The organism is Pseudomonas mendocina (assembly GCF_900636545.1).
In the GTDB taxonomy this organism is placed as follows: Bacteria; Pseudomonadota; Gammaproteobacteria; order Pseudomonadales; family Pseudomonadaceae; genus Aquipseudomonas; species Aquipseudomonas mendocina.
In genome coordinates this window covers 4,636,458-4,661,307 of sequence record NZ_LR134290.1, presented here as the reverse complement: position 1 = coordinate 4,661,307, position 24,850 = coordinate 4,636,458, and the positions used below count along the sequence as shown (strand labels likewise).

Genomic DNA, 24,850 nt, shown 5'->3' with positions numbered 1-24,850 from the left:
GCACGAGGCGGCGCAGACTGGCTTAGACGCTGTAGTACAGGTCGTATTCCAGCGGGTGTACGAAGGTACGTACCTTGATTTCTTCTTCCGATTTCAGCTCGATGTAGGCATCGATGAAGTCGTCGGAGAACACGCCGCCCTTGGTCAGGAACGCGCGGCCCTTGTCCAGCTCTTCCAGGGCTTCTTTCAGGCTGCCGCACACCTGCGGGATCAGCTTGCCTTCTTCCGGCGGCAGGTCGTACAGGTTCTTGTCGGCGGCATCGCCCGGGTGGATCTTGTTCTGGATACCGTCCAGACCGGCCATCAGCAGTGCAGCGAAGCACAGGTACGGGTTGGCAGCCGGGTCCGGGAAGCGCGCTTCGATACGGCGGGCTTTCGGGCTGGAAACGTACGGAATACGGATCGAAGCGCTGCGGTTGCGAGCCGAGTAGGCCAGCATGACCGGAGCTTCGAAGCCCGGGACCAGACGCTTGTAGGAGTTGGTCGACGGGTTGGTGAAGCCGTTCAGGGCCTTACCGTGCTTGATGATGCCGCCGATGAAGTACAGGGCGGTCTCGGACAGACCGGCATAGCCTTCGCCTGCGAAGGTGTTCTTGCCGTCCTTGGAGATCGACATGTGCACGTGCATGCCCGAACCGTTGTCGCCGTACAGCGGCTTCGGCATGAAGGTAGCGGTCTTGCCGTAGGCATCGGCTACGTTGTGCACGCAGTACTTCAGGGTCTGAACTTCGTCAGCCTTGGCGACCAGGGTGTTGAACTTCACGCCGATTTCGTTCTGACCGGCAGTGGCCACTTCGTGGTGGTGCACTTCGACGACCAGGCCCATTTCTTCCATGGCATTACACATGGCAGTACGGATTTCGTGGTCGTGGTCGCACGGCGGAACCGGGAAGTAACCACCTTTGACGGCCGGACGGTGGCCTTTGTTGCCGCCTTCCACGTCCTGATCGGTCATCCAGGAGCCTTGCTCGGAGTAGATCTTGAACATCGAGCCGGAGATGTCGGACTTGAACTTCACTTCGTCGAAGATGAAGAACTCGGGCTCCGGGCCGACGAATACGGTGTCACCGATGCCGGTGGTTTTCAGGAACTCTTCGGCACGCTTGGCGATGGAGCGCGGGTCACGATCGTAGCCCTGCATGGTGCTTGGCTCGATGATGTCGCAAACGATGATCAGGGTCGGCTCTTCGGTGAACGGGTCCAGTACCGAAGTTTCGTCGACCGGCATCAGGATCATGTCGGAGGCTTCGATGCCTTTCCAGCCGTGAATGGACGAACCATCGAACATCTTGCCGTGCTCGAAGAAGTCTTCGTCCAGGGCGTCACGGGCCGGCATGGTCACGTGGTGCTGCTTGCCTTTGGTATCGGTGAAGCGCAGGTCTACCCACTTCACGTCGTGTTCTTTGATCAGTTGAACAGCCTTAGACATGTTGTCCTCCAGATGGAAAAGGCTCGCTTCGTGGAGCCCCGATATGTGCGGTGAAGCCCGGCGGGATAGTCCTTCAGGGCGACCTGCCTCACAAGGGAGCAAATTGCATGCCAGTGCCCTTTATTGGGCAGAGGCCGCGAAACTCAGGCGCTACGCCGGCTGCGCGCCGATTTTGCGGAGATATTTGCACCATTTAAGGGCTGCTATTTCTAGAAAAGACCTATTTTGGTGCGTCAGCTTGGGGTTGCAGTATTTTTGGTCAAAGCTTGAACAATTTCCGCTATAATCCGCGCCCCTGTTTTTTCGTCCCCCAAGCGGGCGGCCTATTCATGAAGCTGATCGTCAAAGTTTTCCCGGAAATCACCATCAAGAGCCGCCCGGTGCGCAAGCAGTTCATTCGCCAGTTGGGGAAGAACATTCGCTCCGTGCTGCGTGATCTTGACCCTGCTCTGCGGGTCACGGGTGTCTGGGACAACCTTGAGGTCGAGACCGACCTGAACGATCCCAAGCTGCTGGCCGAGATGACTGAACGCCTGCGCAACACGCCGGGCATCGGCCTGTTCCTCGAGGTGAATGAGTACCCGCTGGGCGATCTGGACGAGATCACCGAACACTGCAAGCGCCACTACGCCGACCAGTTGCCGGGCAAGATCTTCGCCGTGCGTTGCAAGCGTGGCGGCAAGCACGCGTTCAGTTCCATCGATGTCGAACGCCATGTCGGTTCACGTCTGCGTCAGGAGTGCGGTGCAGCCGGTATCGACCTGAAGAAACCGGAAGTCGAAGTGCGCATGGAAATTCGCGACCAGCGCCTCTTCGTGGTGCACAACCGCCACGAAGGCCTGGGCGGTTATCCGCTGGGCTCCCTGGAGCAGACCCTGGTACTGATGAGCGGCGGCTTCGACTCCACCGTCGCGGCGTACCAGATGATGCGTCGCGGCCTGGTCAGCCACTTCTGTTTCTTCAATCTCGGTGGCCGTGCCCATGAGCTGGGTGTAATGGAAGTGGCGCATTACATCTGGCAGAAGTTCGGCCGTTCGCAGCGCGTGCTGTTCGTCAGCGTGCCGTTCGAGGAAGTGGTCGGCGAGATTCTCGGCAAGGTCGACAACAGCCAGATGGGCGTCATCCTCAAGCGCATGATGCTGCGCGCGGCTACTCGGGTCGCCGAGAAACTGCAGATCGAGGCGCTGGTCACCGGTGAGGCGATCAGCCAGGTGTCGAGCCAGACCCTGACCAACCTGGCGGTGATCGATTCGGCCACCGACATGCTGGTGATGCGCCCGCTGATCGCCAGCCACAAGCAGGACATCATCGACACCGCCACGCAGATCGGCACCGCCGAGTTCGCCAAGAACATGCCCGAATACTGCGGCGTGATCTCGGTCAACCCGACCACCAAGGCCCGCGGTTACCGCGTGGAGAAGGAGGAGGCGCAGTTCGACATGGCCATCCTCGATCGCGCCCTGGAACGCGCGACTCAATTGCCCATCGACCGCGTGATCGACGAACTGGGCAAGGACGTGCAGGTCGAGGAAGTGCGTGAAGCGCTGGCCGGGCAGATCGTCATCGACATCCGCCACCCCGACGCCGCTGAAGACGAGCCGCTCGACGTGCCGGGTGTCGAGGTGCAGGCGCTGCCGTTCTACGCGCTGAACAACAAATTCAAGGAACTGGATGAGAACCGCCAGTACCTGCTGTATTGCGACAAGGGCGTCATGAGCCGCCTGCATGCCCATCACCTGCTGAGCGAGGGGCATGCCAATGTGCGCGTTTATCGTCCGACATAAGACGCCGGGGTTGAATGGTGGGAGTATCCGCCATCGCCCTCCCGACCGTTCAGCTCGCTGATCCCCTTTTCTTCATATTCGTCGTCCAGGCTGGGCGACACACCGAATCCTCTGATCGAGATACACACAGTGATCGAAAATCTACGCAACATCGCCATCATCGCCCACGTCGACCATGGCAAAACCACCCTCGTCGACGCCCTGCTGCGTCAGTCCGGCACCCTGGAGCGTAACGAGCTCAACGACGAGCGCGTGATGGACAGCAACGACCAGGAAAAAGAGCGCGGCATCACCATTCTGGCGAAGAACACCGCCATCAAGTGGAACGACTACCGCATCAACATCGTCGACACCCCCGGCCACGCCGACTTCGGTGGCGAAGTTGAGCGCGTGATGTCGATGGTCGACTCCGTACTACTGGTCGTCGACGCCCAGGACGGCCCAATGCCGCAGACCCGCTTCGTGACCAAGAAGGCCTTCGAAGCCGGCCTGCGTCCAATCGTCGTGATCAACAAGATCGACCGTCCGGGCGCGCGTCCTGACTGGGTCATGGATCAGATCTTCGACCTGTTCGACAACCTCGGCGCCACCGACGAGCAGCTCGACTTCCAGGTCGTCTACGCCAGCGCCCTGAACGGCATCGCCGGTCTGGACCACACTGCCATGGCCGAAGACCTGACCCCGCTCTACCAAGCTATCGTCGACCACGTGCCGGCACCGAACGTCGACCTCGACGGCCCGTTCCAGATGCAGATCTCCGCGCTGGACTACAACAGCTTCCTCGGCATCATCGGCGTTGGCCGTATTGCCCGCGGCAAGGTCAAGCCGAACACCCCGGTCGTGGCGATCGACACCGAAGGCAAGAAGCGTAACGGCCGCATTCTCAAGCTGATGGGCCACCACGGTCTGCACCGCGTGGACGTCGAAGAGGCCACCGCCGGTGACATCGTCTGCGTCAGCGGTATGGATCAGCTGTTCATCTCCGACACCCTGTGCGACATCAACCACGTCGAAGCGATGAAGCCGCTGACCGTCGACGAGCCGACCGTTTCCATGACCTTCCAGGTCAACGACTCGCCGTTCTGCGGCAAGGAAGGCAAGTTCGTCACCAGCCGCAACATCAAGGAGCGTCTGGACAAGGAGCTGCTGTACAACGTGGCCCTGCGCGTTGAAGAAGGCGACAGCGCAGACAAGTTCAAGGTCTCCGGCCGTGGTGAGCTGCACCTCTCGGTACTGATCGAAACCATGCGTCGCGAAGGCTTCGAAATGGGCGTTGGCCGTCCGGAAGTGATCATCCGCGAAGTCGACGGCGTCAAGCAGGAGCCGTACGAGAACGTCACCATCGACATCCCTGAAGAATCCCAGGGCAAGGTCATGGAAGAAATGGGCCTGCGCAAGGGCGACCTGACCAACATGTCGCCGGACGGCAAAGGTCGTGTGCGCCTGGAATACAACATCCCGGCTCGCGGTCTGATCGGTTTCCGTAACCAATTCCTGACCCTGACCAACGGCGCGGGTATCCTGACCTCGATCTTCGACCGTTACGACACCGTCAAGCCGGGCAGCATGTCTGGCCGTCAGAACGGCGTACTGGTGTCGATCGATACCGGCAAGGCGCTGACCTACTCCCTGGAAACCCTGCAGGCGCGCGGCAAGCTGTTCGTCGAGCACGGCCAGGAAATCTACAACGGTCAGATCGTCGGCCTGAACAGCCGTGACAACGACCTGGGCGTCAACCCCACCAAAGGCAAGAAGCTCGACAACATGCGCGCTTCGGGCAAGGACGAAACCATCGCCCTGGTGCCGCCGGTTCGCTTCACTCTGGAGCAGGCGCTGGAATTCATCCAGGATGACGAGCTGTGCGAAGTGACGCCGAAGTCGATCCGTCTGCGCAAGAAGATCCTCGACGAAGGCGAGCGCACCCGCGCTGCCAAGAAAGCCAACAAGGCCTGACGCTTAGCGACGGTTCTTGAGCTGTAAATGAAAAGCCCCGCCAGAGCGATCTGGCGGGGCTTTTTGTTGGGTGTGTGAGGTGCCGCTCTGAGGGCTGAACAGACGCCGACAAGGACGCGACGAATGACTATAGGAACCGGGTCGTGCCTGCGAGCGATGAGCACCGAGCTGTTGGTAAAACATGGATCGCCAGTGCGTAGCCTGGATTAGCCGAAGGCGTAATCCGGGAAATATCTCAGCGCAAACACCACAGGCATTTGTACGAAAGACGAAGCCCTTACACGGGCTTGCCTTCGCGTTCTTCCTGCGCACGCTTCAGCTCGCGATATTCGCAGTAGTGCTCATAAGCGGCCTTGGCGACGACCGCCAGGCCAATGGTAGCGAGGATGTTTTTCAGCATGAAATGCTCCGTTTATCGTCAAGTCGATGGGCTTACTTCCAGCCCATGCTCTTTGCCATCGCTGCTTTCAGAATGCCCTCCTTGATTCCCGTATAGGAAATCTCAAAGTCGGCGTCCGGGTCTTCGATCGAATGCACGTCGTATTCGATGTCCTGCTTTTGCGTCGGCCCATTTGGGTTGCTGACCAAGTGAAACTCGAGGGTTGCCGAGCATTCATAGCTGTCGAGCTTGTCATCGTGCTGCTCGGTGCGAATGCCGCGAATCGAATACTCGACCATGGGGCGCAACTGGCGGCCGTAGGCGCTTTCGAGAAAATGCCCCTCGACGATCTCGCGCAGCAAGCTGGTTGAGTCGTCATCGGCGCATCCGGGGGTGCCGCTGGAGCAGGCACTCAGCAGCGTCAGCGCACTCAGGCCAAGCCCTTTTTGCAGTGTGTTCATTACGCACTCCTACCAGGCCGAACGGCAGCTGTTCTCTGCACTGTCGAGCGGTTTGAGGACGGTGGCGATATTGGTCGTAGGCAGATTGATCGTGTTTCCTCCGGCAACCAGTTGCAGGCGATTGGCCTGGCGCAGTGCTTGCCAGAAACCTGGGAAGTTGGCTCCACAGGCGCGGCAGTCGGTGAAGAACGGGTTGCTGTAATGCTCGCCATCGACGATCACGTCGAAGCTGCGCTCACCCGACATCGCACCTTCTTCCGAGCTGTACTGCTTGCCGGCGATAGTGGCGTAGGCGCGCACTGCGCCATCTTCTTCGTAGTCCGGGCAGGAAATGTTCAGCTCGTTGCCATTGCCGTCATCGACCATGTGCTCACTGACGCCCATACCCCAGCCGGATGTCCATTCGTACGTTCCTGCGTTGGCCTGCGGACCGAAAAGCAGGGTGCTCAATAATGCTGCAGTCAGTTTCTTCATGGTTATCTCCGATGGCTTATTGGTATAGAAAATCAACCAGTCGCGCCTTCATGATTTCCACACGACTAGCTGCTTGATGGGTGAGCTTTTCACTGCCGCACTTTGGGCATTGGCAGAACCAGTTGAGGCCAGGCTGCAGGCAATCACTGGATGGCAGTGTGGTTCGCTGCCATTCGCATACGCGACAGATAAAGGTTTTTGGATGAGGTGCGATTGGCATGACATGGCCCCAACGTTCTGTTTGAGCTGAGTCTGCATGGGGAGGGCGACAGACTATGTCGTCGATTAGTGAGCGAGTTCGAGAGTCTCGGAGAACCAGGGAGCCGACCGCGGCTCCTCTGGTTGCACAGTCAAAAAAGTTTGAACAGGCTCAGTGCGGTGAGGGATGTGAGCGCGAGGCAGGTGACCGACAGGCCTATGGTGAAGGCCTTCAGCTGTCTGGTGCGTTGTTCGAGTGTCTGCAGCTGTACCCGCATGTCTTGGATTACGAGCTCCCGCGCCATGTCCATCTGGTTGTTTTCCTGAAGCTCCTCAATCAGTGCATGGATGGCCTTTTCATGCTGTTCCAGTGTTTGCTTCTTCTCCTCCAGCGCCTCATCCAGATGACTCAGGCGTTCGGCTTTAACTTCCAGCAAGGACTGGATGCTGCTGATGTCCTGCTGGCTCTTCTGCATCTGCATGGCCTTGTTCGACAGTGTGCTCTTGATGCTGTCGATCTCGGCGGTGTGCTTGAGCACCATCTCTGCCTTGAGCTGCAGTTTGTCGCGTAGCTCGGCAATATTCTGTTGGTTCACCTCGATCTTGCTCTGGGTGGATTTGGAACCATCCAGAATCTTCACGAAGATATCGTTGGCGCGATCGGCGAACTGTCTCCCGGTATCCGACAGCTGCTGGAACTGCCCGTCGCTATCTTTCCAACCGTTGCGGCAGGATTGTTCGAGTTCGCCGATAACAGCCGCGAGGAACGAATAGCTCATCGCATTCAGAGTGATCACTTCCTGGATCAGGCCCAGCATCATTTCGTTGATCTTGTTCTGCGAACGGGAAATGTCCACCAGATCTTTGCGCGAGCTTGAGAACGCACTCTTGAACAGCCCTCGGTTTTCGATGGCTGAGGCCTGGCTGTTGCTGTTCTCGATACAGATCTCGATATCCTTGATGACGCTCAGGAAGTCGGAGGCAACGCTGGCCGGGGTCTTGTTGTTAGCCAATACGAGTGGTTGGGCGCTCATCAAAATTGCTCCAGTAGATCATCCAACGCCCTTACCGAACTCTGGTAAGAGGCAATGCTTCTTTGCGTTTCTTCTCGGCTTTCCTGCACTTCGACCCAGGTTTCCTGGAACTGGATACGCAGCGTATGAGCCGTTATCGTCATGTTCTCGTATGCGGACTCGAGGATCAGAAAGGTCTGTTTGAGCTTCAGGAAACCGATGGTCTGCCCGCGATGGACGTCAGCCAGTTGCTTGTTGCGAAAGGCGATCACGTCCTTGATCCGGTCGAATGCCAGGACGGTGAACAGGGTTAGTGCGCCGGTAATGATGCCGGCGATGACCGGGGCGAGTTCGCCAGCGAACGGAGTCAGCAGAGGAATGCTTTCCAGGGCTTTCTTGATGCTTTCCTCTAGCGCCAGGCCGGCGCAGGTGGCAACTGCTGCTGAAAGCAGGCGCAGTACTTCGAAGGCGATTTCGCCTTTGTTCATCTCTGCCGGAGGCTCCACGATCACTTTGATTGAGCGCACCAGTGCCAGAACCGCTTCGCGAATAAGGGTGACGATATTCTTGGCAGTGGTGATGAAGGAGTTGATCACCAGGGTGATTAGCGTCGAGAAGAAGCCACTGAGTCCTGCGCTGGCCCCTTCCTTGAGGTATTCGGCCCACTTTTCGCGCAGGGTATTGAAGGTCGCTTGAAGGCGTGCCTTGACTAGTTCAATCAGCGATTGGACGCCGGTGAAGCCCTCACGTACGAGGTATCGCACGTCATCGATCAGTCCCTGTACTACATCCTTGAGGATCATGCCCAGCATTTGGCGCATGGCAAGGTAACCGGCGGCTTTGCCGCCCTCGACCAAAAGCTCGCTGCCCTGTTTCATGAACACGGCTTTTTTCTGAGCTCCTTCGACAGCAGCCTTTGCTTCCTTGTACTTCTCCTTCAGTACCTTTTCGTCGAGGTCGTAGGCTTCGGCATTGGTCTTGCTCGGATCCTTGCTGTTGGGCTTCTGCGCCCAGACCAGCAGATCTTCATCGCTCTTGGATGAGTTCATGTTGAAGCCGGTCAGAACCACATTCTCGTCTTGCGTGGCGGTTTCTACCCGCTCCTCACGAGTCTGTGCCAAGTGCCCGCGGGAGGAACGCTCCACTTCGCTAGCCGGTACGACGTGGTCGCGCGCCGCAGTGCGTGGTCCTTCGGGCAGTTCGGTACCCGGCTTGCGGTAGCCATCGTGGTACTTGCCGTCTGGACTCTTCATGTCCGGGAAACGCTCATCGAGGCGGGCATCGTAATCGCTGCGCTCGAAGTTGTTTTCGTTGGCCTTGACCCATTCGGCATGACGTGCCCCGTCGGCATCATTGGCGACCACGCCTTTTTCGAAGTTATGCAGCGAGGTGATCGCACCTCCATCGCGATCATCGAATAGCGCCCTGCTCATGCCGAAAGGCCCCAGTACCTGATCGATCATCATGTTCTGGAAGCTTTCGACGAAATCTCTCTGCTGCCGATGGTTTGGCGTGCTGTTGATCTGCTTGAGGAGTACTTCCACCTGGTCATCGATGTCGATGATCAGGTCGTCCTTGTGCATTGCCATGTTGTGTCCTTGGCCTTTCGTTCGGGCATTCAGGTGGTCGGATGGACGGAGGTATTGCGATGCTTTTGGGCGTGGGGCGAGTGATCGTTGCTGGCTGCCACCAGGGTGTTTTCGTAGAAGCTGTTCATGCGGGCGATTCGCTGACGGATTTCCTGCACCCAGACGGTCGGCGCATGGACACGGATGTTCTCGTTCAGGCCAAAGATCCACCACAGTGTCTCTTGATCCAGTGGTACGTGGGCTTGCAGGTGCTGCCAGTCACTCCCGGCGATCGGCGTCAGCGTCTGTTGTGTGCTGAGCGGTGTTTCGCTCAGCAACCAGGCAATCTGGGGGTGAACATCGGCAACCAGCTCTACACTTTCCGGAGCTTGTCGCCAGGTAAAGGCGCCAGAGGCGATGTAGGAATCAATATCCGGGCGTGGGTGCAGCTGGCTTGCCGCATCCAGTGCCTCGGCGCGCAGAATGCGATGCAGGGCGAACTGGCGCAGGTCGTCGTAGCCGTCAACGCTGCCAATGAGATAACTGGTCGAGTGGCGGGAAACCAGACCGGCAGGATGAAGAATCAGCACCTTGGTTTCGGCCTTGCTGCGGCTCAGGTAGGTGACGCGAAGCTGTTTGCGTTCGAGCAGGGCTGTAGAGGCCTCCTGCCAGACCTCCGCATCCACTGCAGCCGGCAGCAGCGCCTTGCCATTGGGCAGTGCTCGCACACTACGTGCCCAATGGCCGAGGTGGTTCTGTTCCAGTTCGCCCAGGTAGTTGCGTGCCTTGTTGAACTGCGGGTCGAGTAGGTCGAGCACGCTCTGCGGCAGCAGGTTCTTCAGGTGGCCTTCGGCGAGGTAGAGCGCCAGGGCGGTGGCCGGCTCCATGTCGCGCAGATCCAGTGGAGCGTTCTTCGCGTGGCTCCACTGTTTGCGTCCGCCTTCTTCCTCGTCGATCAGCGAGAACGGCCCGGAGAGCCGTTGCAGGTCGCGTTGCACGGTGCGTAGATCAACGTAGAAGCCGCGATCACGGAGTTTTTCGTGAAGCGTCGGGGCAGTGCTGTAGCGCGGGTACTCAGGTATCAGGCGCAGCAGGCTAAAAAGCCTGAGCAGCGTGTCTTTTGCTTCGGGCATGACCAACGGCCTTGTCTTATTGATCCCTTCGCCGGTAATCCGGCGTCATGCTAGTGGCACTTTAATCGCAATTGATGGCGATGTGCTAGTTGCTTGTGCAGGGATCAGTCGTGTGTCCCGTGAGTCTGCAACTGCTGGGCGACAGTTTGTGTCGCATACCGGGAGCGCCCCTTTCTTGGCTCTTCGGACTGCAGGCGGGAGGGGCTGTGCAGATGATCATGATTGACTGCCGCCGCAATGAGTGCGGCTGGTGCTGTGGGAGCAGCCAGTGCGAAAAATCGCGGCTGAAGCCGCTCCCACAAGAGCAGGTCGTACGGCTTTACGGCGTCAGGTGCGGAAAACGCCCAGCCCACTCTTCAGGTCGCGCGCGGTGTTGCCGAGTTCGGCTGCGGAGTCGCTGATCGCGTCGACGTCCTGGCGGGTGTGTTCGAAGGCGCTGCGCATTTCACCGAGGCGGCCGGACATGTCGGCGACGGCATGTTGGATATGCGCGCTGCTGGACAGGGCCTGCTCGACGTTGAGGTTCACCTCGTCCATCTGTCGTACCAGGGTGTCGAGGGCATTCAGGGCTTCATCGGCGTTGTCGGCCAGCACGCGCGAACGCTCGGCGGTGCTGCCCATGCGCTGGGCGATCTGGCGGATGGCGCCAGTGACCTGATCGATCACCTTGTGCGCGTCCGCCAGTACGCTCTGGGTCTGGCTGGCCAGTTTGCGCACCTCGTCGGCGACCACGGCGAATCCTCTGCCGGCCTCGCCCGCGCGCGCGGCTTCGATGGCGGCGTTGAGGGCCAGCAAGTTGGTCTGCTCGGAGATGCCGGCAATCATCTGCAGGACATGGCCGATCTGCTCTGCCTCGCGGCTCAGGTGGTCGAGGTCGCCGGCCAGCTCGATATTGGAGCTGGTGCTGCTATGCACATCGCTAATCAGTTGTTGCAGTTCCTGATGCGTGCGGCTCAGTTCGGTGCTGGTGCGCTGCAGATTCTGCCGTACTGCCCCCGCGTGGTTCGAGGATTCACCGGCGGCCTGCTGGATGGAGTGTCCGTGCTGGTCGACGTCGGCCAGTTGCCGGGCCGCTTGCTGGATCTGCTGGGTTATGTCGTCTGCACGGTGCAGGAAGGTGTCGGCCAGTTGCTGATTGCTGTCAGCCATGCCGAGTGCGCCGGAAAGGGTCTGCCGCAGGTCCTGCAGCAGGCCGGATAGACGTGTGCCCATCTGGCCGAGTTCGTCGTTGCTGGTCACTGCCAGCGGGCGCGAGAGATCGCGGTTCTGCGCGATCTGGTTAAGCTGGCCGGTGAGCTGACGGATGGCCTGGACCAGCATGCGGGTGGCCAACCAGGACAGCAGCAGGCCGATGCTCAGCGTCACCGCGCCAATCAGCAGCAGGCTTTTCAGGCTGTCAGCGATGGCTTGATAGAGGCTGGTCAAGGGAATGTCCACGCCTACCACATAGGGCTGGCCGCTGGCCGTGCGCTGCGGCAGGAAGATCGAGCGGAAGGTGCCGTACTTGTCGGTGTACTCGTCGAACTGCGCTTGTCCGCTGCGTGCTGCCTTGGCTACGGCTGGGCTGGCATCGCTGTATTCTTCCAGGTGATTGCCGTAGATGCCGGCGGCGATCTCCTGTTCGCTGGCTGCGTCGGTCAGGTAGAACGCCCGGCCGGAGGCATCGACCTGCAGGATGTAGGCGAACTTCAGCTCCACTTCCTGCACGTATTGGCCCAGGTTGCGCATTTGCGCCATGTACTCGCCTTCATGCAGGCCGTCGGTGCTGCGCGAGCGCTCCAGGTAGTCAGTGCCGAGCAGCCGCGGCACGGCATGAGCGGCTGCACGCAGGCGGTTGTCCATTTGCTCGCGGATGTCCTGGGCTTTGACGTACTGGGCGTAGCTGATAAAGGCGGCGATGCTGATCAGATTGACCAGGGTGAAGGCCAGCAGAATCTTGGTCTGCAGACCGAAGGAACGTAGCGAGGGCATGAGGATGGCTTCCAGCCGTGGGGAGATCCGACTGCCTTTGCGGCGGCCTTGTTTTGTTATGCCCGGTTAATTTGCCACAAGTTTTGTGGCCAATGGCCATGTCGGTCTATTAATTTTTCGCAAGCGATCGACTCTCGGTCGCTATAAATGCAAACCCCGGCGCTACGGAGGCCGGGGTTCGCGGTGTTGCTCAGCGCGTGTCGGGTCTGCAGGCCAGCACTGCGTAGAGTGTTAGCCCGATCAGCACCAGCAGGCTGAGCGTCATCACTCGCCTGCTACCTGACGCAGGTTCTGCGCCGGGGTGTCGTCGAGGTTGTTGAGCATGCGCTCGCTGTACCAGTCGAGGAAGTTGATCACGCCGAACTCGTAGGTCTTGGAGTACGGGCCAGGCTGGTAGGCGGTGGAGTTGATGCCGCGCTGGTTCTCTTCGCCCAGACGGCGATCCTGGTCGTTGGTGGCGTCCCAGACTTCGCGCAGGCGTGCCACGTCGTAGTCGACGCCTTCGACCGCATCCTTGTGTACCAGCCACTTGGTGACGACGATTGTCTCTTGGGCGCTGATCGGCCACACGGTGAAGTTGATCAGGTGATCGCCCATGCAGTGGTTCCACGAGTGCGGCAGGTGCAGGATGCGCATGGAGCCCAGATCAGGGTCGGTGATGCGGCCCATGAGCTTCTTGCTGCCCTGCTTGCCGTCCATGGTCATGGATACGGTGCCCTTGAGCAGCGGCATGCGCACGATGCGGTTGCGCAGGCCGAAGCTGGCGTGGGCGTAGGGGATCTTGTCCCTGTCCCAGCGGGTGGTGCACTCGGCGACCTGATCCTTGAATGCCTGGCTGGCGCGCGGGTCGGTGACGTCGTCCCATTCCAGGAGGGTGTTGAGCAGCTCAGGGTGCGAGCCGTTGCAGTGGTAGCACTCGCGGTTGTTCTCGATCACCAGTTTCCAGTTCGCCTGCTCACGCATGGTGCTCTGCACTGCGACCTTGGTGTTCTCCATGTCGTACGGCTCCATGTAGTGAGCCAGGGTCGCGAGGAATTCGTCGATGGCCGGCGGGTTTTCCGCCAGGCTGATGAAGATGAAGCCGCCAGCGGTCTTGCACTGCACGGGCTTGAGGCTGTAGTCCTTGAGGTCGAAGTCGGCGCCCATTTCGGTGCCGGCGAACAGCAGGCGGCCGTCCAGCTCGTAGGTCCACTGATGGTAAGGGCACACCAGTTTGGCAACCTTGCCCTTGTCGCTGACGCACAGGCGCGAACCGCGGTGGCGGCAGACGTTGTGGAAAGCGTGGATCTGGCCTTCGGCGCCGCGGATCACCAGGATCGGGTTATCGCCGATCTGCACGGTGAGGAAGTTGCCCTTGGCCGGGATCTCGCAGGTCATGCCGGCGATCAGCCATTCCTTGTGGAAGATCTCCTGCATGTCGACCTGGAACAGGCGCTCGTCGTTATAGAACGGCTGCGGCAGCGAGAAGGTGTGGTCGCGCTCGTGCAGCATCTGGGCAGTGGCCTTGCGGACGGGCTCTAGCGGGTCGCCCAGGCTCAGGTTTTGGGTGCAGTCCATGTTGGCTCCTCAATGGCGGGCGCGGCGCGCCTGCCGGAAAAAGTGGCTGATACGGTATGTGCCGCAAGGTGTCGATCAATCGCTGCCGCCTGCATAAGGGCGTACATGCTTGGTGAGGCGGAGTGTGGATCCGGCGCACGGGTAAACCTTATCCATGGGCGACATGGCTGGATTCGTTTCCGACGCGCCAGGCCCCGTGCTATCAGGCAGGTCGCGATAAGCATGCGGATGTCGCTGGCAGATAAATGACGGCCGGCGGCCTTTCGCACAATCCGCGACATATAGGCCGATATCCGGCCGCGTGGAGAGCTGTTCATGACCACCAACGCCTTCCTCAACCCGGTTACCACTCAGACCTGGACCAACGGCCGCCATCTGGTGCGTTGCGTCAAGGTGATCCAGGAAACCTGGGATGTGCGCACGTTCTGCTTCATGGCCGATCAACCGGTGCTGTTCTTCTTCAAGCCGGGTCAGTTCGTCACCCTGGAGCTGGAGATCGACGGCCAGCCGATCATGCGTTCCTACACAATTTCCAGCTCGCCTTCGGTGCCCTACAGCTTCTCCATCACCATCAAGCGGGTGCCGGGTGGCAAGGTGTCGAACTGGCTGCACGACAACCTCAAGGAAGGCGACGAGGTACCGGTGCACGGCCCTGTCGGGCTGTTCAACGCCATCGATTTCCCTTCCGAAAAAGTGCTGTATCTGTCCGGTGGCGTCGGCATTACTCCGGTGATGTCGATGGCGCGCTGGTTCTACGACACCAACGCCAACGTCGACATGGTCTTCGTGCACAGCGCCCGTTCGCCGAAGGACATCATCTACCAGCGTGAGCTGGAGCACATGGCGGCGCGCATCAACAACTTCAGCCTGCACGTGATCTGCGAGAAGCACGGCCTGGGCGAAGCCTGGGCTGGCTACCGCGGTTACCTGAACAAGACGATGCTGGAGCTGATCGCGCCGGACTACCTCGAGCGTGAGATCTTCTGCTGCGGTCCGACGCCCTACATGAGTGCGGTCAAGCGTCTGCTCGAAGCGTCCGGCTACGACATGAGCCGTTATCACGAAGAAGCCTTCGGCCCGACGCCGCCGGAGATTCGCGCCGAGGTCAAGGAGCTGGCGGCCGAAGCCGCCGATGCCCCGGAGTTGCCGGTCGGCGAACTCAATCAGGTGGAGTTCACCAGCACCGGCAAGAGCATTCGCGTGGCGCCCGGCGAGACCGTGCATGCCGCTGCTGCCAAGCTCGGTCTGCATATTCCCAAGGCCTGCGGCATGGGTATCTGCGGTACCTGCAAGGTTATGAAGACGGCAGGCGAAGTGGACATGGAGCACAACGGCGGCATTACCGACGAGGACGTGGCCGAAGGCTACATCCTGTCTTGCTGCAGTGTGCCGAAAGGGGATGTCGCCATCGACTACTGATCGCGGATCAGCCTGTTGTCAGTGGAAGGAAAAGGCGGCGCTATGCCGCCTTTTCATCATTCGTCGCAATGCCAGGACTGTGTGCCGGTCTCGCGCCTTGCCTGTGTGACCATCCAGGCGCCAGCCTCGCCAGTCAGGCAGAAGCGTTTGTAGAACCAGGCGCGCCGATTTTTCTGGTCGCTTGCCTGTAAAAACACCTCATAGACGCCAGGGGCAAGAGGTCTGGGTGGGACCTGGGTTTCCAGGCCGGCGAGCGGCTGCCCGTACTCGATACAGCCTCCTGGTTCCAGTCGCACCGCCGAAGGCTTCTTGCCTTGCGCTGCGCTCAGTTCCCACGCCTGTGTCGAAGGCTGATTGACCTGCAGCGCATACAGGTCGACCCGATTCTGGTCGAGGCGAGCGCTGCTGGAGAGGAGGCCGGATACCTCGTAGGTCTCGGCTGCTCCCAGGCACAGCACGCCATCGTTCACCCAAACCCGCGCCTCGCCGTCATGATGACGCGACATGGCATGCCCTTGCCCCAGCACGGCAAGGGCCAATATTGGCAGGAGCGCTTTAAGTGCGTTGGGCATCTCGGGGCGCTCGGATGGTCAGGCCATCACCTCACGGATATCCGCAGCCAGCTGACGCACACGTGCTTCGTCGGTATCCCATGAGCACATGAAGCGCGCGCCACCGGCGCCAATGAAGGTGTAGAAACGCCAGCCGCGGGCGGTGAGGGCGGCGATGGCCGGCTCCGACAGTTGCAGGAACACGCCGTTGGCTTGAACCGGGAACATCAGGCTGACACCGGGCACGTCCTCGACCAGCGAGGCGAGCAACTGGGCGCAGTGGTTGGCGTGGTTGGCATAACGCAGCCAGGCGTCGTCCTGCAGGATGCCGACCCAGGGGGCCGACAGGTAGCGCATCTTCGAGGCCAACTGGCCGGCCTGCTTGCAGCGGTAGTCGAAGTCCTCGGCCAGTGCCTTGTTGAAGAAGATGATCGCCTCGCCCACTGCCATGCCGTTCTTGGTACCGCCGAAGCACAGCACGTCGACGCCTGCCTTCCAGGTCAGTTCGGCCGGGGTGCAGCCAAGGAAGGCGCAGGCATTGGAGAAGCGTGCGCCGTCCATGTGCAGGTTCAGGTTCAGTTCCTTGCATACCTGGCTGATGGCGCGGACTTCTTCCGGGCGGTACACGGTGCCGACTTCGGTAGCCTGGGTGAGGGTGACCACACGCGGTTTCGGGTAGTGGATGTCCTGGCGCTTGAGGGCGATTTCGCGGATCGCCTGTGGCGTCAGCTTGCCGTTTTCAGTCTTGGCCAGCAGCAGCTTGGAGCCGTTGGAGAAGAACTCCGGCGCGCCGCACTCGTCGGTCTCTACGTGGGCGGTTTCCGAGCAGATCACGCTATGGAAGCTCTGGCACAGCGAAGCCAGGGCCAGCGAGTTGGCGGCGGTGCCGTTGAAGGCGAAGAATACCTCGCAGTCGGTCTCGAACAGGCGGCGGAAGTGGTCGGCGGCACGGGCCGTCCATTCGTCATCGCCGTAGGCACGCTGGTGGCCCTGGTTGGCCTCGGCCATGGCGGCCCAGGCTTCGGGACAGATGCCGGAGTAGTTGTCACTGGCGAATTGCTGGGCATTGTCGGGCATGGATGCGTTCCTTCTGAAAAGCCTGCCGGCAGGTCCGCCGACAAAGCGTGCACTTTACTCCCTGAGCCGCTGTCCAGACGTCCGCTGCGGCGACGAGTTGTTGCGCTGATGCGTACTGCCTGGTCGGTTCGCGAACGGTCGTTCGGCTTGGAGATGGAACTTGAGGCTTGCTGCAGGGTTCACACCTACCAGAGGGCGGCACTCGATCCGCCCTTCGCAATCAAGAGAAGGAGTGTCATATGACTTATCGTCACCTGCTCGCCCTTGCCCTGCCGCTGGCTGTGGCGCTGCCCGTTTCCGCTGCCGAGTGGTCGGATAACGCCAAGACCGAGTTCGTTCAGCAGTGCATCGCTGGCGCGCCGGCGGGATATGAGGAGCCCCAATTGCGAGCGTATTGCGACTGTGCTGCAACCAAGGTCAGTGAGGAGTTCAGTGAAGCTGAACTGCAGGCCATGACCCGTCAATCGCCTCCCGATCCTGCCATGCAGCAACGCCTGGTGAATGCGTCCAGCAGCTGCAGCGGCAAGCTCAAGCCGTAATCGCCTATTGAGTGATTAGTGCGCATGCAGGCCAGAGCCCCATGGGCTCTGGCCTGGCGGCGTCTTTCCACAGCCAGTGCACAACCCCGCCCACAGCATTTGTGCACAAGCCAAAGCCAACTTATTGATCCTGTTCGATTTTTAGTCATCTCTCGGAAGGCCGCGGCAGCGCTGTCGTTGCGCCTGTGTCGAACAGGCTATGCACACGTTCATCCACATCTTCTGTGTATATCCCCAGCCGTTTCCCGTCTCCTCAGGTGTCGCGGGTGGATAAGCCGTGCGGCCTGCTCCAGTGTGCAGATACCGACCTCGTGCGCCAAGCATAGAGCGGGTGAGCGCTGCAGCCATCGGTCGACAGCTTTTCCACAGGCTCGTCCACTGCTTCTGTGCATGGCTTGCTTTGCTAACTATTTGATATCGATCAGGAAATGATCTTTCTTCTGGCGGCCTCGCCGGCTCTGCGGTGGCGCGCTGTATACACGGTTTATCCACAGCTTGATCCCCGTGATTTGTGCGCAAAACGACAGGCTCATATCGACGCGCCTGATTGCGACAGGGCCATGTCGCAAACAAATGCTCTCGCGGCGTTGGCAGGCATTTGGGCGGGCAGGGCCGGCCCTACCATCGCTGCACAGGGCCTTGCCGGCCCGTTAGTCCAAGACCGCCGCCTACAGGCGCTGCAGGAGAGTCGAGATGTTCAGCAAGCAAGATCAGATTCAGGGTTACGACGACGAGTTGCTCGCGGCGATCAATCAGGAAGAACGCCGTCAGGAAGAGCACATCGAGCTGATCGCCTCGGAAAACTACTGCAGCCAGCGCGTGATGGAAGCGCAAGGCAGCGGCCTGACCAACAAGTACGCCGAAGGCTACCCGGGCAAGCGCTACTACGGTGGCTGTGAGTACGTCGACAAGGTCGAGCAACTCGCCATCGACCGTGCCAAGCAACTGTTCGGCGCCGACTTCGCCAACGTCCAGCCGCACTCCGGTTCGTCCGCCAACGCCGCTGTCTACCTGGCGCTACTCAATGCCGGTGACACCATTCTCGGCATGAGCCTGGCCCACGGTGGCCACCTGACCCACGGTGCCAAGGTGTCGTCCTCGGGCAAGCTGTACAACGCCGTGCAGTATGGTCTGAACCCTGCCACCGGCCTGATCGACTACGACGAGGTCGAGCGTCTGGCCGTGGAGCACAAGCCGAAGATGATCGTTGCCGGCTTCTCCGCCTATTCCAAGACCCTGGATTTCCCGCGCTTCCGCGCCATCGCCGACAAGGTCGGCGCGCTGCTGTTCGTCGACATGGCGCACGTGGCGGGTCTGGTCGCCGCTGGCCTGTATCCGAACCCGATTCCCTTCGCCGATGTGGTCACCACCACTACCCACAAGACCCTGCGCGGCCCGCGTGGCGGTCTGATCCTGGCCAAGGCCAATGAAGAGATCGAGAAGAAGATCAACTCCGCCGTATTCCCGGGTGCCCAGGGCGGCCCGCTGATGCACGTGATCGCCGCCAAGGCGGTGTGCTTCAAGGAAGCCATGGAGCCTGAGTTCAAGGCCTATCAGCAGCAGGTTATCGACAACGCCCAGGCCATGGCCAAGGTCTTCGTCGAGCGCGGCTTCGAAGTGGTCTCCGGTGGCACCGACAATCACCTGTTCCTGCTCAGCCTGATCAAGCAGGGCCTGACCGGCAAGGAAGCCGATGCTGCCCTTGGCCGCGCCGGCATCACCGTGAACAAGAACGCCGTGCCGAACGACCCGCAATCGCCGTTCGTGACCTCGGGCATCCGCATCGGTACCCCGGCCGTGACCACCCGTGGTTTCAAGGTCGCCCAGTGCCAGGCACTGGCGGGCTGGATCTGCGACATCCTCGACCACCTCGGCGATGCCGATGTCGAGGCGCAGGTGGCCAAGCTGGTGGCCGGGCTGTGCGCGGATTACCCGGTCTATCGCTAAGCCAACCCTCTCTCTCGGTCCCTCTCGCGCAGTCGCGAGAGGGCAGTAGAACCCTGGAGCATGCCCATGCAACGTTATTCCGGCTTCGGCCTGTTCAAGCACTCGTTCAGCCATCATGAGAACTGGCAGCGCATGTGGCGTAATCCAACGCCCAAGCCGGTTTACGACGTGGTCATTGTCGGCGGTGGTGGCCACGGCCTGGCCACGGCCTATTACCTGGCCAAGGAATTCGGCGTGAAGAACGTCGCCGTGGTGGAGAAGGGCTGGCTGGGCGGCGGCAACACCGCGCGCAACACCACCATCGTGCGTTCCAACTACCTGTGGGACGAGTCCGCGCACCTCTACGAACATGCGATGAAACTGTGGGAAGGTCTGTCCCAGGACCTCAACTACAACGTCATGTTCTCCCAGCGTGGCGTGTTCAACCTCGGCCACACCCTGCAGGACATGCGTGACATCGAGCGCCGCGTCAGCGCCAACCGCCTCAACGGTATTGACGGCGAGGTGGTGGATGCCAAGCAGGTGGCGGAGATGATCCCCTACCTGGATTGCTCAAAGAACACCCGTTACCCGATTCTTGGCGCTTCGCTGCAGCGCCGTGGCGGCGTGGCCCGCCACGATGCCGTGGCCTGGGGCTTTGCCCGCGCCGCCGACGCCCTGGGCGTCGACCTGATCCAGCAGACCGAAGTGATCGGTTTCCGTAAGGAAAACGGCGCGGTGATCGGTGTGGAAACCAGCAAGGGCTTCATTGGTGCCAAGCGCGTCGGTGTGGTCGCTGCCGGTAACTCCGGGCACCTGGCCAAGCTCGCCGGCTTCCGCCTGCCGCTGGAATCGCACCCGCTGCAGGCACTGGTCTCCGAGCCGATCAAGCCGATCATCGACACCGTGATCATGTCCAACGCCGTGCACGGCTACATCAGCCAATCGGACAAGGGCGACCTGGTCATCGGCGCCGGCATCGACGGCTACAACGGCTACGGCCAGCGCGGTTCCTACCCGACCATCGAACACACCCTGCAGGCCATCGTCGAGATGTTCCCGGTGCTCTCGCGCGTACGCATGAACCGCCAGTGGGGCGGCATCGTCGACACCACGCCGGACGCCTGCCCGATCATCGCCAAGACGCCGGTGAAGAACCTGTACTTCAACTGCGGTTGGGGTACCGGCGGCTTCAAGGCCACGCCGGGCTCGGGCAACGTGTTCGCGGCCAGCCTGGCCAAGGGCGAGATGCATCCACTGGCCAAGGCCTTCTCCATCGAGCGCTTCCACAACGGTGCGCTGATCGACGAGCACGGCGCAGCCGGTGTAGCGCACTGATTATGGCGCCCTCTCTCGCTGAGAGAGGGACGATGGTTTTCTGGAGGTACCGAGCATGCTGCACATCTTCTGCCCTCACTGTGGCGAACTGCGTTCCGAAGAAGAATTCCACGCTGGTGGCCAGGCGCACATCGCCCGCCCGCTGGACCCGAACGCCTGCACCGATGCGGAGTGGGGCGAGTACCTGTTCTTCCGCGACAACCCGCGCGGCATCCACCACGAATTGTGGATTCACGCGGCGGGCTGCCGTCAGTACTTCAACGTCACCCGTCACACGGTGAGCTACGAAATCCTCGAAACCTACAAGATTGGCGAGCGTCCCAGCGTGACTGAGGCTTCGCTCGCCGAGAAAAAGGCCGTCGACCAAGGAGTAACGGCATGAGCCAGGTCAATCGTCTTTCCCAGGGTGGCCGCATCGACCGCAGCCAGCCCCTGACCTTCAGCTTCAATGGCCAGACCTACCAGGGTTATGCCGGCGATACCCTGGCCGCCGCATTGCTGGCCAACGGCGTCGACGTGATCGGCCGCAGTTTCAAGTATTCCCGTCCGCGCGGCATCGTCGCTGCCGGTGCCGAAGAGCCCAATGCCGTGCTGCAGATCGGCTCCAGCGAAGCGGCGCAAATCCCCAACGTGCGTGCCACCCAGCAAGCGCTGTACGCGAACCTGACCGCCACCAGCACCAACGGCTGGCCGAGCGTCAACACCGACCTGATGGGCATTCTCGGCAAGGTCGGCGGCGGCATGATGCCGCCCGGTTTCTACTACAAGACCTTCATGTACCCGCAGAACCTCTGGCTGACCTACGAGAAGTACATTCGTAAGGCTGCCGGCCTCGGTCGTTCGCCGAAGGAAAATGATCCGGACATCTACGACTACATGAACCAGCACTGCGACGTGCTGGTGGTCGGCGCGGGCCCTGCCGGTCTGGCCGCGGCCCTGGCCGCCGGTCGTAGCGGTGCGCGCGTGATCCTGGCCGACGAGCAGGAAGAGTTCGGTGGCAGCCTGCTCTCCACCCGCGAGATGCTCGACGGCAAGCCTGCCGCCGACTGGGCCGCCAAGGCCATCGCCGAGTTGCAAACGATGCCGGAAGTGACCCTGCTGCCGCGTGCCACGGTCAACGGTTACCACGACCACAACTTCCTCACCATCCACCAGCGTCTCACCGACCACCTGGGCGAAGTCGCGCCGATGGGCCAGCCGCGTCAGCGCATGCACCGTGTGCGTGCCGGTCGCGTGGTCCTGGCTACCGGCGCTCACGAGCGTCCGCTGGTGTACGCCAACAACGACGTGCCCGGCAACATGCTGGCCGATGCCGTGTCGACCTACGTACGCCGTTACGGTGTAGCGCCCGGCCAGAAGCTGGTGCTGTCGACCAACAACGATTACGCCTACCGCGTGGTGCTCGACTGGCTCGACGCCGGTCGCCAGGTGGTGGCCGTGGCCGACGCGCGCAGCAATCCGCGCGGCAGCTGGGTCGAAGAAGCGCGCCGGCGTGGCGTGCGCGTACTCACCGGCAGCGCCGTGGTCGAGGCGCGCGGCAGCAAGCGCGTCACTGGTGCGCGCATCTGCGCCATCGATCTGGCCAAGCACAAGGTCACCAGCCCGGGTGAAGTGGTCGACTGCGATCTGATCGTCAGCTCGGGCGGTTACAGCCCGGTGGTACACCTGGCTTCGCATCTTGGCGGCCGTCCGATCTGGCGTGAAGACATCCTCGCGTTCGTCCCGGGAGAAGGCTTCCAGAAGCGTCACTGCGCCGGTGCCGTGAACGGTGTGTTCGGTCTCGGCGACAGTCTCGCCGATGGTTTCGAAGCCGGCGCCAAGGCGGCTGCCGAAGTGGGCTTCAAGGCCGTGACCGGCAGCCTGCCGAAGGCCGAGAAGCGCATCGAGGAAGCCTCGGTCGCGCTGTTCCAGGTGCCGCACGACAAGGGCACCTCGCGTGCGCCGAAGCAGTTCGTCGACCAGCAGAACGACGTCACCGCCGCCGGTATCGAGCTGGCCACCCGTGAAGGCTTCGAGTCGGTCGAGCACGTCAAACGCTACACCGCACTGGGCTTCGGCACCGACCAGGGCAAGCTGGGCAACATCAACGGCCTGGCCATCGCCGCCAAGTCGATGGGCATCAGCATCGCCGAGATGGGCACCACCATGTTCCGCCCGAACTACACCCCGGTGACCTTCGGCGCCATCGCCGGCCGTCACTGCGGCGAGCTGTTCGAGCCCAAGCGCTACACCGCCATGCAGAAGTGGCACTTGGAGAACGGCGCCGAGTTCGAGGACGTCGGTCAGTGGAAGCGTCCCTGGTACTTCCCGAAAAACGGCGAAGACCTGCACGCCGCCGTCGCTCGTGAGTGCCTGGCCGTGCGTAACGCAGTGGGCATCCTCGACGCCTCGACTCTGGGCAAGATCGATATCCAGGGCCCGGATGCGCGCGAGTTCCTCAACCGCGTGTACACCAACGCCTGGACCAAGCTGGACGTGGGCAAGGCTCGCTACGGCCTGATGTGCAAGGAAGACGGCATGGTCTTCGACGACGGCGTCACCGCCTGTCTGGCCGACAACCATTTCGTCATGACCACCACCACCGGCGGCGCCGGGCGCGTGATGGAGTGGCTGGAGATTTACCACCAGACCGAATGGCCGGAGCTGAAGGTGTACTTCACCTCGGTCACCGACCACTGGGCGACCATGACCCTGTCCGGCCCCAACAGCCGCAAGCTGCTGGCCGAAGTCACCGACATCGATCTGGACAAGGACGCCTTCCCGTTCATGAGCTGGAAGGAAGGCAAGGTCGGCGGCGTGCCGGCCCGCGTGTTCCGCATCTCCTTTACCGGTGAGCTCTCCTACGAAGTCAACGTGCAGGCCGACTACGCCCTGGGCGTGTGGGAGAAGATCATCGAGGCTGGCAAGAAGCATGGCCTGACGCCTTATGGCACCGAGACCATGCACGTGTTGCGCGCCGAGAAGGGCTTCATCATCGTCGGCCAGGACACCGACGGTTCGGTCACCCCGGACGACCTGGGCATGGGCTGGTGCGTTGGCCGTACCAAGCCGTTCTCCTGGATCGGCTGGCGCGGCATGAACCGCGAGGACTGCCTGAAGGAAAACCGCAAGCAGCTGATCGGCCTCAAGCCGCTGGACCCGAACAAGGTCCTGCCGGAGGGCGCGCAGCTGGTGTTCGATCCCAAGCAGTCGATTCCAATGACCATGGTCGGTCACGTCACCTCGAGCTACATGAGCGCAGCCATGGGTTACAGCTTCGCCATGGCCCTGGTCAGAGGTGGCCTGTCGCGCATCGGCGAGCGTGTGTTCGCGCCGCTGGCCGATGGCAGCGTGATCGAAGCCGAAATCGTCAGCCCCGTGTTCTATGACCCGAAAGGGGATCGCCAGAATGTCTAACGTCAATGTCTACAAGCAACGCCCCGACGACATCGCCGGGCAATCGCCGCTGCACCACGCCGGCCTGCACGAGCTGGCCGGCAAGGGCCGCAAGGGCGCCGGAGTGACCCTGCGCGAGAAGAAGCTGCTGGGCCATCTGGTCCTGCGTGGCGACGCCGACGATGCCAACTTCGCCGGCGGTGTGCACAAGGCCCTGGGTCTCGAGCTGCCAGTGGCGCTCACCCTGGTCGCCAACGGCGATACCTCGCTGCAGTGGCTGGGCCCGGACGAGTGGCTGCTGATCGTGCCTGGCGGTACCGAGTTCGAGGTCGAGCGTAAGCTGCGCGAGGCCCTGGATGGTCAGCACATTTCGGTGGTCAACGTCAGCGGTGGGCAGACCCTGCTCGAACTGCGCGGCCCCAAGGTGCGCGAACTGCTGATGAAGTCCAGCAGCTACGACGTGCATCCGAGCAACTTCCCGGTGGGCAAGGCGGTCGGCACGGTGTTTGCCAAGTCGCAACTGGTGATTCGCCACACTGGCGAAGGCACCTGGGAGCTTCTGGTCCGCCGCAGTTTCTCCGACTACTTCTGGCTATGGCTGCAGGATGCCAGCGCCGAGTATGGGTTGGCGGTCGAGGCCTGACGCCAGCATAGATCTTGTGGGAAGGGCTGGGCGGCATCCGCTTTAGCCGCGACTTTACTCGT

At 61.3% G+C, this 24,850-nt stretch carries 20 protein-coding genes; 9 read left to right on the top strand and 11 right to left on the bottom strand.

Going from position 1 to position 24,850, the window contains the following annotated elements; all coding sequences use genetic code 11:
- Window positions 1-22: 22 nt before the first annotated feature.
- Window positions 23-1,429 (bottom strand): glutamate--ammonia ligase, encoded by a 1,407-nt coding sequence (glnA, locus tag EL191_RS21830; protein WP_013717510.1) that lies wholly within the window; start codon window positions 1,427-1,429, stop codon window positions 23-25.
- A gap of 329 nt (window positions 1,430-1,758) precedes the next feature.
- Here glnA and thiI point away from each other — a divergent pair, with 329 nt between their 5' ends.
- Window positions 1,759-3,213 (top strand): tRNA uracil 4-sulfurtransferase ThiI, encoded by a 1,455-nt coding sequence (thiI, locus tag EL191_RS21825; RefSeq protein WP_041980224.1) that lies wholly within the window; start codon window positions 1,759-1,761, stop codon window positions 3,211-3,213.
- 129 nt (window positions 3,214-3,342) lie between these two features.
- Window positions 3,343-5,166, top strand: coding sequence for a translational GTPase TypA (typA, locus tag EL191_RS21820; protein ID WP_013717508.1), 1,824 nt, complete (start codon window positions 3,343-3,345; stop codon window positions 5,164-5,166).
- Between the two features lie 277 nt (window positions 5,167-5,443).
- Here typA and EL191_RS24685 read toward each other — a convergent pair whose 3' ends face one another.
- From EL191_RS24685 to gbcA, 8 genes are all read right to left on the bottom strand, one after another.
- A complete protein-coding gene (locus EL191_RS24685; protein ID WP_255212342.1) occupies window positions 5,444-5,566 on the bottom strand; it encodes a hypothetical protein in 123 nt (40 codons plus the stop codon).
- Window positions 5,567-5,598: 32 nt separating this feature from the next.
- Window positions 5,599-6,006, bottom strand: a complete 408-nt coding sequence (locus tag EL191_RS21815; RefSeq protein ID WP_041980222.1) for a hypothetical protein — start codon at window positions 6,004-6,006, stop codon at window positions 5,599-5,601.
- A 9-nt stretch (window positions 6,007-6,015) separates the two neighbouring features.
- Window positions 6,016-6,480: a hypothetical protein gene (locus EL191_RS21810; protein ID WP_041980221.1), complete on the bottom strand. Its 465-nt coding sequence runs from the start codon at window positions 6,478-6,480 to the stop codon at window positions 6,016-6,018.
- Window positions 6,481-6,830: 350 nt separating this feature from the next.
- The gene (locus EL191_RS21800) at window positions 6,831-7,715 is read right to left on the bottom strand and encodes a hypothetical protein (protein WP_126403525.1); all 885 of its coding nucleotides are present in this window, start codon (window positions 7,713-7,715) and stop codon (window positions 6,831-6,833) included.
- On the bottom strand, window positions 7,712-9,280 hold the full coding sequence (locus tag EL191_RS21795; protein WP_080764299.1) for a hypothetical protein: 1,569 nt from the start codon (window positions 9,278-9,280) through the stop codon (window positions 7,712-7,714). Before EL191_RS21795 ends, EL191_RS21800 begins: the two co-directional genes overlap by 4 nt.
- Before the next feature lie 29 nt (window positions 9,281-9,309).
- Entirely contained in the window at window positions 9,310-10,392 is a 1,083-nt protein-coding gene (locus tag EL191_RS21790; protein WP_041980220.1) for a helix-turn-helix transcriptional regulator, read from the bottom strand.
- 327 nt (window positions 10,393-10,719) lie between these two features.
- The gene (locus tag EL191_RS21785) at window positions 10,720-12,363 is read right to left on the bottom strand and encodes a methyl-accepting chemotaxis protein (RefSeq protein WP_041980219.1); all 1,644 of its coding nucleotides are present in this window, start codon (window positions 12,361-12,363) and stop codon (window positions 10,720-10,722) included.
- A gap of 264 nt (window positions 12,364-12,627) precedes the next feature.
- Window positions 12,628-13,920, bottom strand: coding sequence for a glycine-betaine demethylase subunit GbcA (gene gbcA, locus EL191_RS21780; protein WP_013717501.1), 1,293 nt, complete (start codon window positions 13,918-13,920; stop codon window positions 12,628-12,630).
- 315 nt (window positions 13,921-14,235) lie between these two features.
- On the opposite strand from gbcA, the gene gbcB reads away from it, so the two are divergent.
- Window positions 14,236-15,339 carry a glycine-betaine demethylase subunit GbcB gene (gbcB, locus tag EL191_RS21770; RefSeq protein WP_013717500.1) on the top strand — a complete coding sequence of 368 codons (1,104 nt, stop codon included), beginning with the start codon at window positions 14,236-14,238 and terminating at the stop codon, window positions 15,337-15,339.
- A gap of 56 nt (window positions 15,340-15,395) precedes the next feature.
- Here the strand turns inward: gbcB and EL191_RS21765 are convergent, their stop codons facing one another.
- Both EL191_RS21765 and EL191_RS21760 read right to left on the bottom strand, forming a co-directional pair.
- Window positions 15,396-15,911: a hypothetical protein gene (locus EL191_RS21765; protein WP_232005495.1), complete on the bottom strand. Its 516-nt coding sequence runs from the start codon at window positions 15,909-15,911 to the stop codon at window positions 15,396-15,398.
- A gap of 18 nt (window positions 15,912-15,929) precedes the next feature.
- Window positions 15,930-16,967, bottom strand: coding sequence for a threonine aldolase family protein (locus EL191_RS21760; RefSeq protein WP_013717498.1), 1,038 nt, complete (start codon window positions 16,965-16,967; stop codon window positions 15,930-15,932).
- Window positions 16,968-17,206: 239 nt separating this feature from the next.
- Between EL191_RS21760 and EL191_RS21755 the strand changes: the two genes are divergently transcribed.
- From EL191_RS21755 to EL191_RS21730, 6 genes are all read left to right on the top strand, one after another.
- Window positions 17,207-17,506, top strand: coding sequence for a hypothetical protein (locus tag EL191_RS21755; protein ID WP_013717497.1), 300 nt, complete (start codon window positions 17,207-17,209; stop codon window positions 17,504-17,506).
- A 693-nt stretch (window positions 17,507-18,199) separates the two neighbouring features.
- The gene (gene glyA / locus EL191_RS21750) at window positions 18,200-19,453 is read left to right on the top strand and encodes a serine hydroxymethyltransferase (protein WP_013717496.1); all 1,254 of its coding nucleotides are present in this window, start codon (window positions 18,200-18,202) and stop codon (window positions 19,451-19,453) included.
- 66 nt (window positions 19,454-19,519) lie between these two features.
- Window positions 19,520-20,770, top strand: coding sequence for a sarcosine oxidase subunit beta family protein (locus tag EL191_RS21745; protein ID WP_013717495.1), 1,251 nt, complete (start codon window positions 19,520-19,522; stop codon window positions 20,768-20,770).
- A 55-nt stretch (window positions 20,771-20,825) separates the two neighbouring features.
- The gene (locus tag EL191_RS21740; protein WP_013717494.1) at window positions 20,826-21,152 is read left to right on the top strand and encodes a sarcosine oxidase subunit delta; all 327 of its coding nucleotides are present in this window, start codon (window positions 20,826-20,828) and stop codon (window positions 21,150-21,152) included.
- Entirely contained in the window at window positions 21,149-24,166 is a 3,018-nt protein-coding gene (locus EL191_RS21735) for a sarcosine oxidase subunit alpha (RefSeq protein WP_041980217.1), read from the top strand. Before EL191_RS21740 ends, EL191_RS21735 begins: the two co-directional genes overlap by 4 nt.
- Window positions 24,159-24,788 carry a sarcosine oxidase subunit gamma gene (locus tag EL191_RS21730; RefSeq protein WP_041980216.1) on the top strand — a complete coding sequence of 210 codons (630 nt, stop codon included), beginning with the start codon at window positions 24,159-24,161 and terminating at the stop codon, window positions 24,786-24,788. Before EL191_RS21735 ends, EL191_RS21730 begins: the two co-directional genes overlap by 8 nt.
- Window positions 24,789-24,850: the final 62 nt, after the last annotated feature.

Excerpts from the sequence above, each read along its gene's own strand:
- glnA (WP_013717510.1), bottom strand. The coding sequence starts at position 1,429 with ATGTCTAAGGCTGTTCAACTGATCAAAGAACACGACGTGAAGTGGGTA.
- thiI (WP_041980224.1), top strand. The coding sequence starts at position 1,759 with ATGAAGCTGATCGTCAAAGTTTTCCCGGAAATCACCATCAAGAGCCGC.
- EL191_RS24685 (WP_255212342.1), bottom strand. The coding sequence starts at position 5,566 with ATGCTGAAAAACATCCTCGCTACCATTGGCCTGGCGGTCGTCGCCAAG.
- EL191_RS21815 (WP_041980222.1), bottom strand. The coding sequence starts at position 6,006 with ATGAACACACTGCAAAAAGGGCTTGGCCTGAGTGCGCTGACGCTGCTG.
- EL191_RS21810 (WP_041980221.1), bottom strand. The coding sequence starts at position 6,480 with ATGAAGAAACTGACTGCAGCATTATTGAGCACCCTGCTTTTCGGTCCG.
- EL191_RS21795 (WP_080764299.1), bottom strand. The coding sequence starts at position 9,280 with ATGGCAATGCACAAGGACGACCTGATCATCGACATCGATGACCAGGTG.
- EL191_RS21790 (WP_041980220.1), bottom strand. The coding sequence starts at position 10,392 with ATGCCCGAAGCAAAAGACACGCTGCTCAGGCTTTTTAGCCTGCTGCGC.
- EL191_RS21785 (WP_041980219.1), bottom strand. The coding sequence starts at position 12,363 with ATGCCCTCGCTACGTTCCTTCGGTCTGCAGACCAAGATTCTGCTGGCC.
- gbcA (WP_013717501.1), bottom strand. The coding sequence starts at position 13,920 with ATGGACTGCACCCAAAACCTGAGCCTGGGCGACCCGCTAGAGCCCGTC.
- gbcB (WP_013717500.1), top strand. The coding sequence starts at position 14,236 with ATGACCACCAACGCCTTCCTCAACCCGGTTACCACTCAGACCTGGACC.
- EL191_RS21765 (WP_232005495.1), bottom strand. The coding sequence starts at position 15,911 with ATGCCCAACGCACTTAAAGCGCTCCTGCCAATATTGGCCCTTGCCGTG.
- EL191_RS21760 (WP_013717498.1), bottom strand. The coding sequence starts at position 16,967 with ATGCCCGACAATGCCCAGCAATTCGCCAGTGACAACTACTCCGGCATC.
- EL191_RS21755 (WP_013717497.1), top strand. The coding sequence starts at position 17,207 with ATGACTTATCGTCACCTGCTCGCCCTTGCCCTGCCGCTGGCTGTGGCG.
- glyA (WP_013717496.1), top strand. The coding sequence starts at position 18,200 with ATGTTCAGCAAGCAAGATCAGATTCAGGGTTACGACGACGAGTTGCTC.
- EL191_RS21745 (WP_013717495.1), top strand. The coding sequence starts at position 19,520 with ATGCAACGTTATTCCGGCTTCGGCCTGTTCAAGCACTCGTTCAGCCAT.
- EL191_RS21740 (WP_013717494.1), top strand. The coding sequence starts at position 20,826 with ATGCTGCACATCTTCTGCCCTCACTGTGGCGAACTGCGTTCCGAAGAA.
- EL191_RS21735 (WP_041980217.1), top strand. The coding sequence starts at position 21,149 with ATGAGCCAGGTCAATCGTCTTTCCCAGGGTGGCCGCATCGACCGCAGC.
- EL191_RS21730 (WP_041980216.1), top strand. The coding sequence starts at position 24,159 with ATGTCTAACGTCAATGTCTACAAGCAACGCCCCGACGACATCGCCGGG.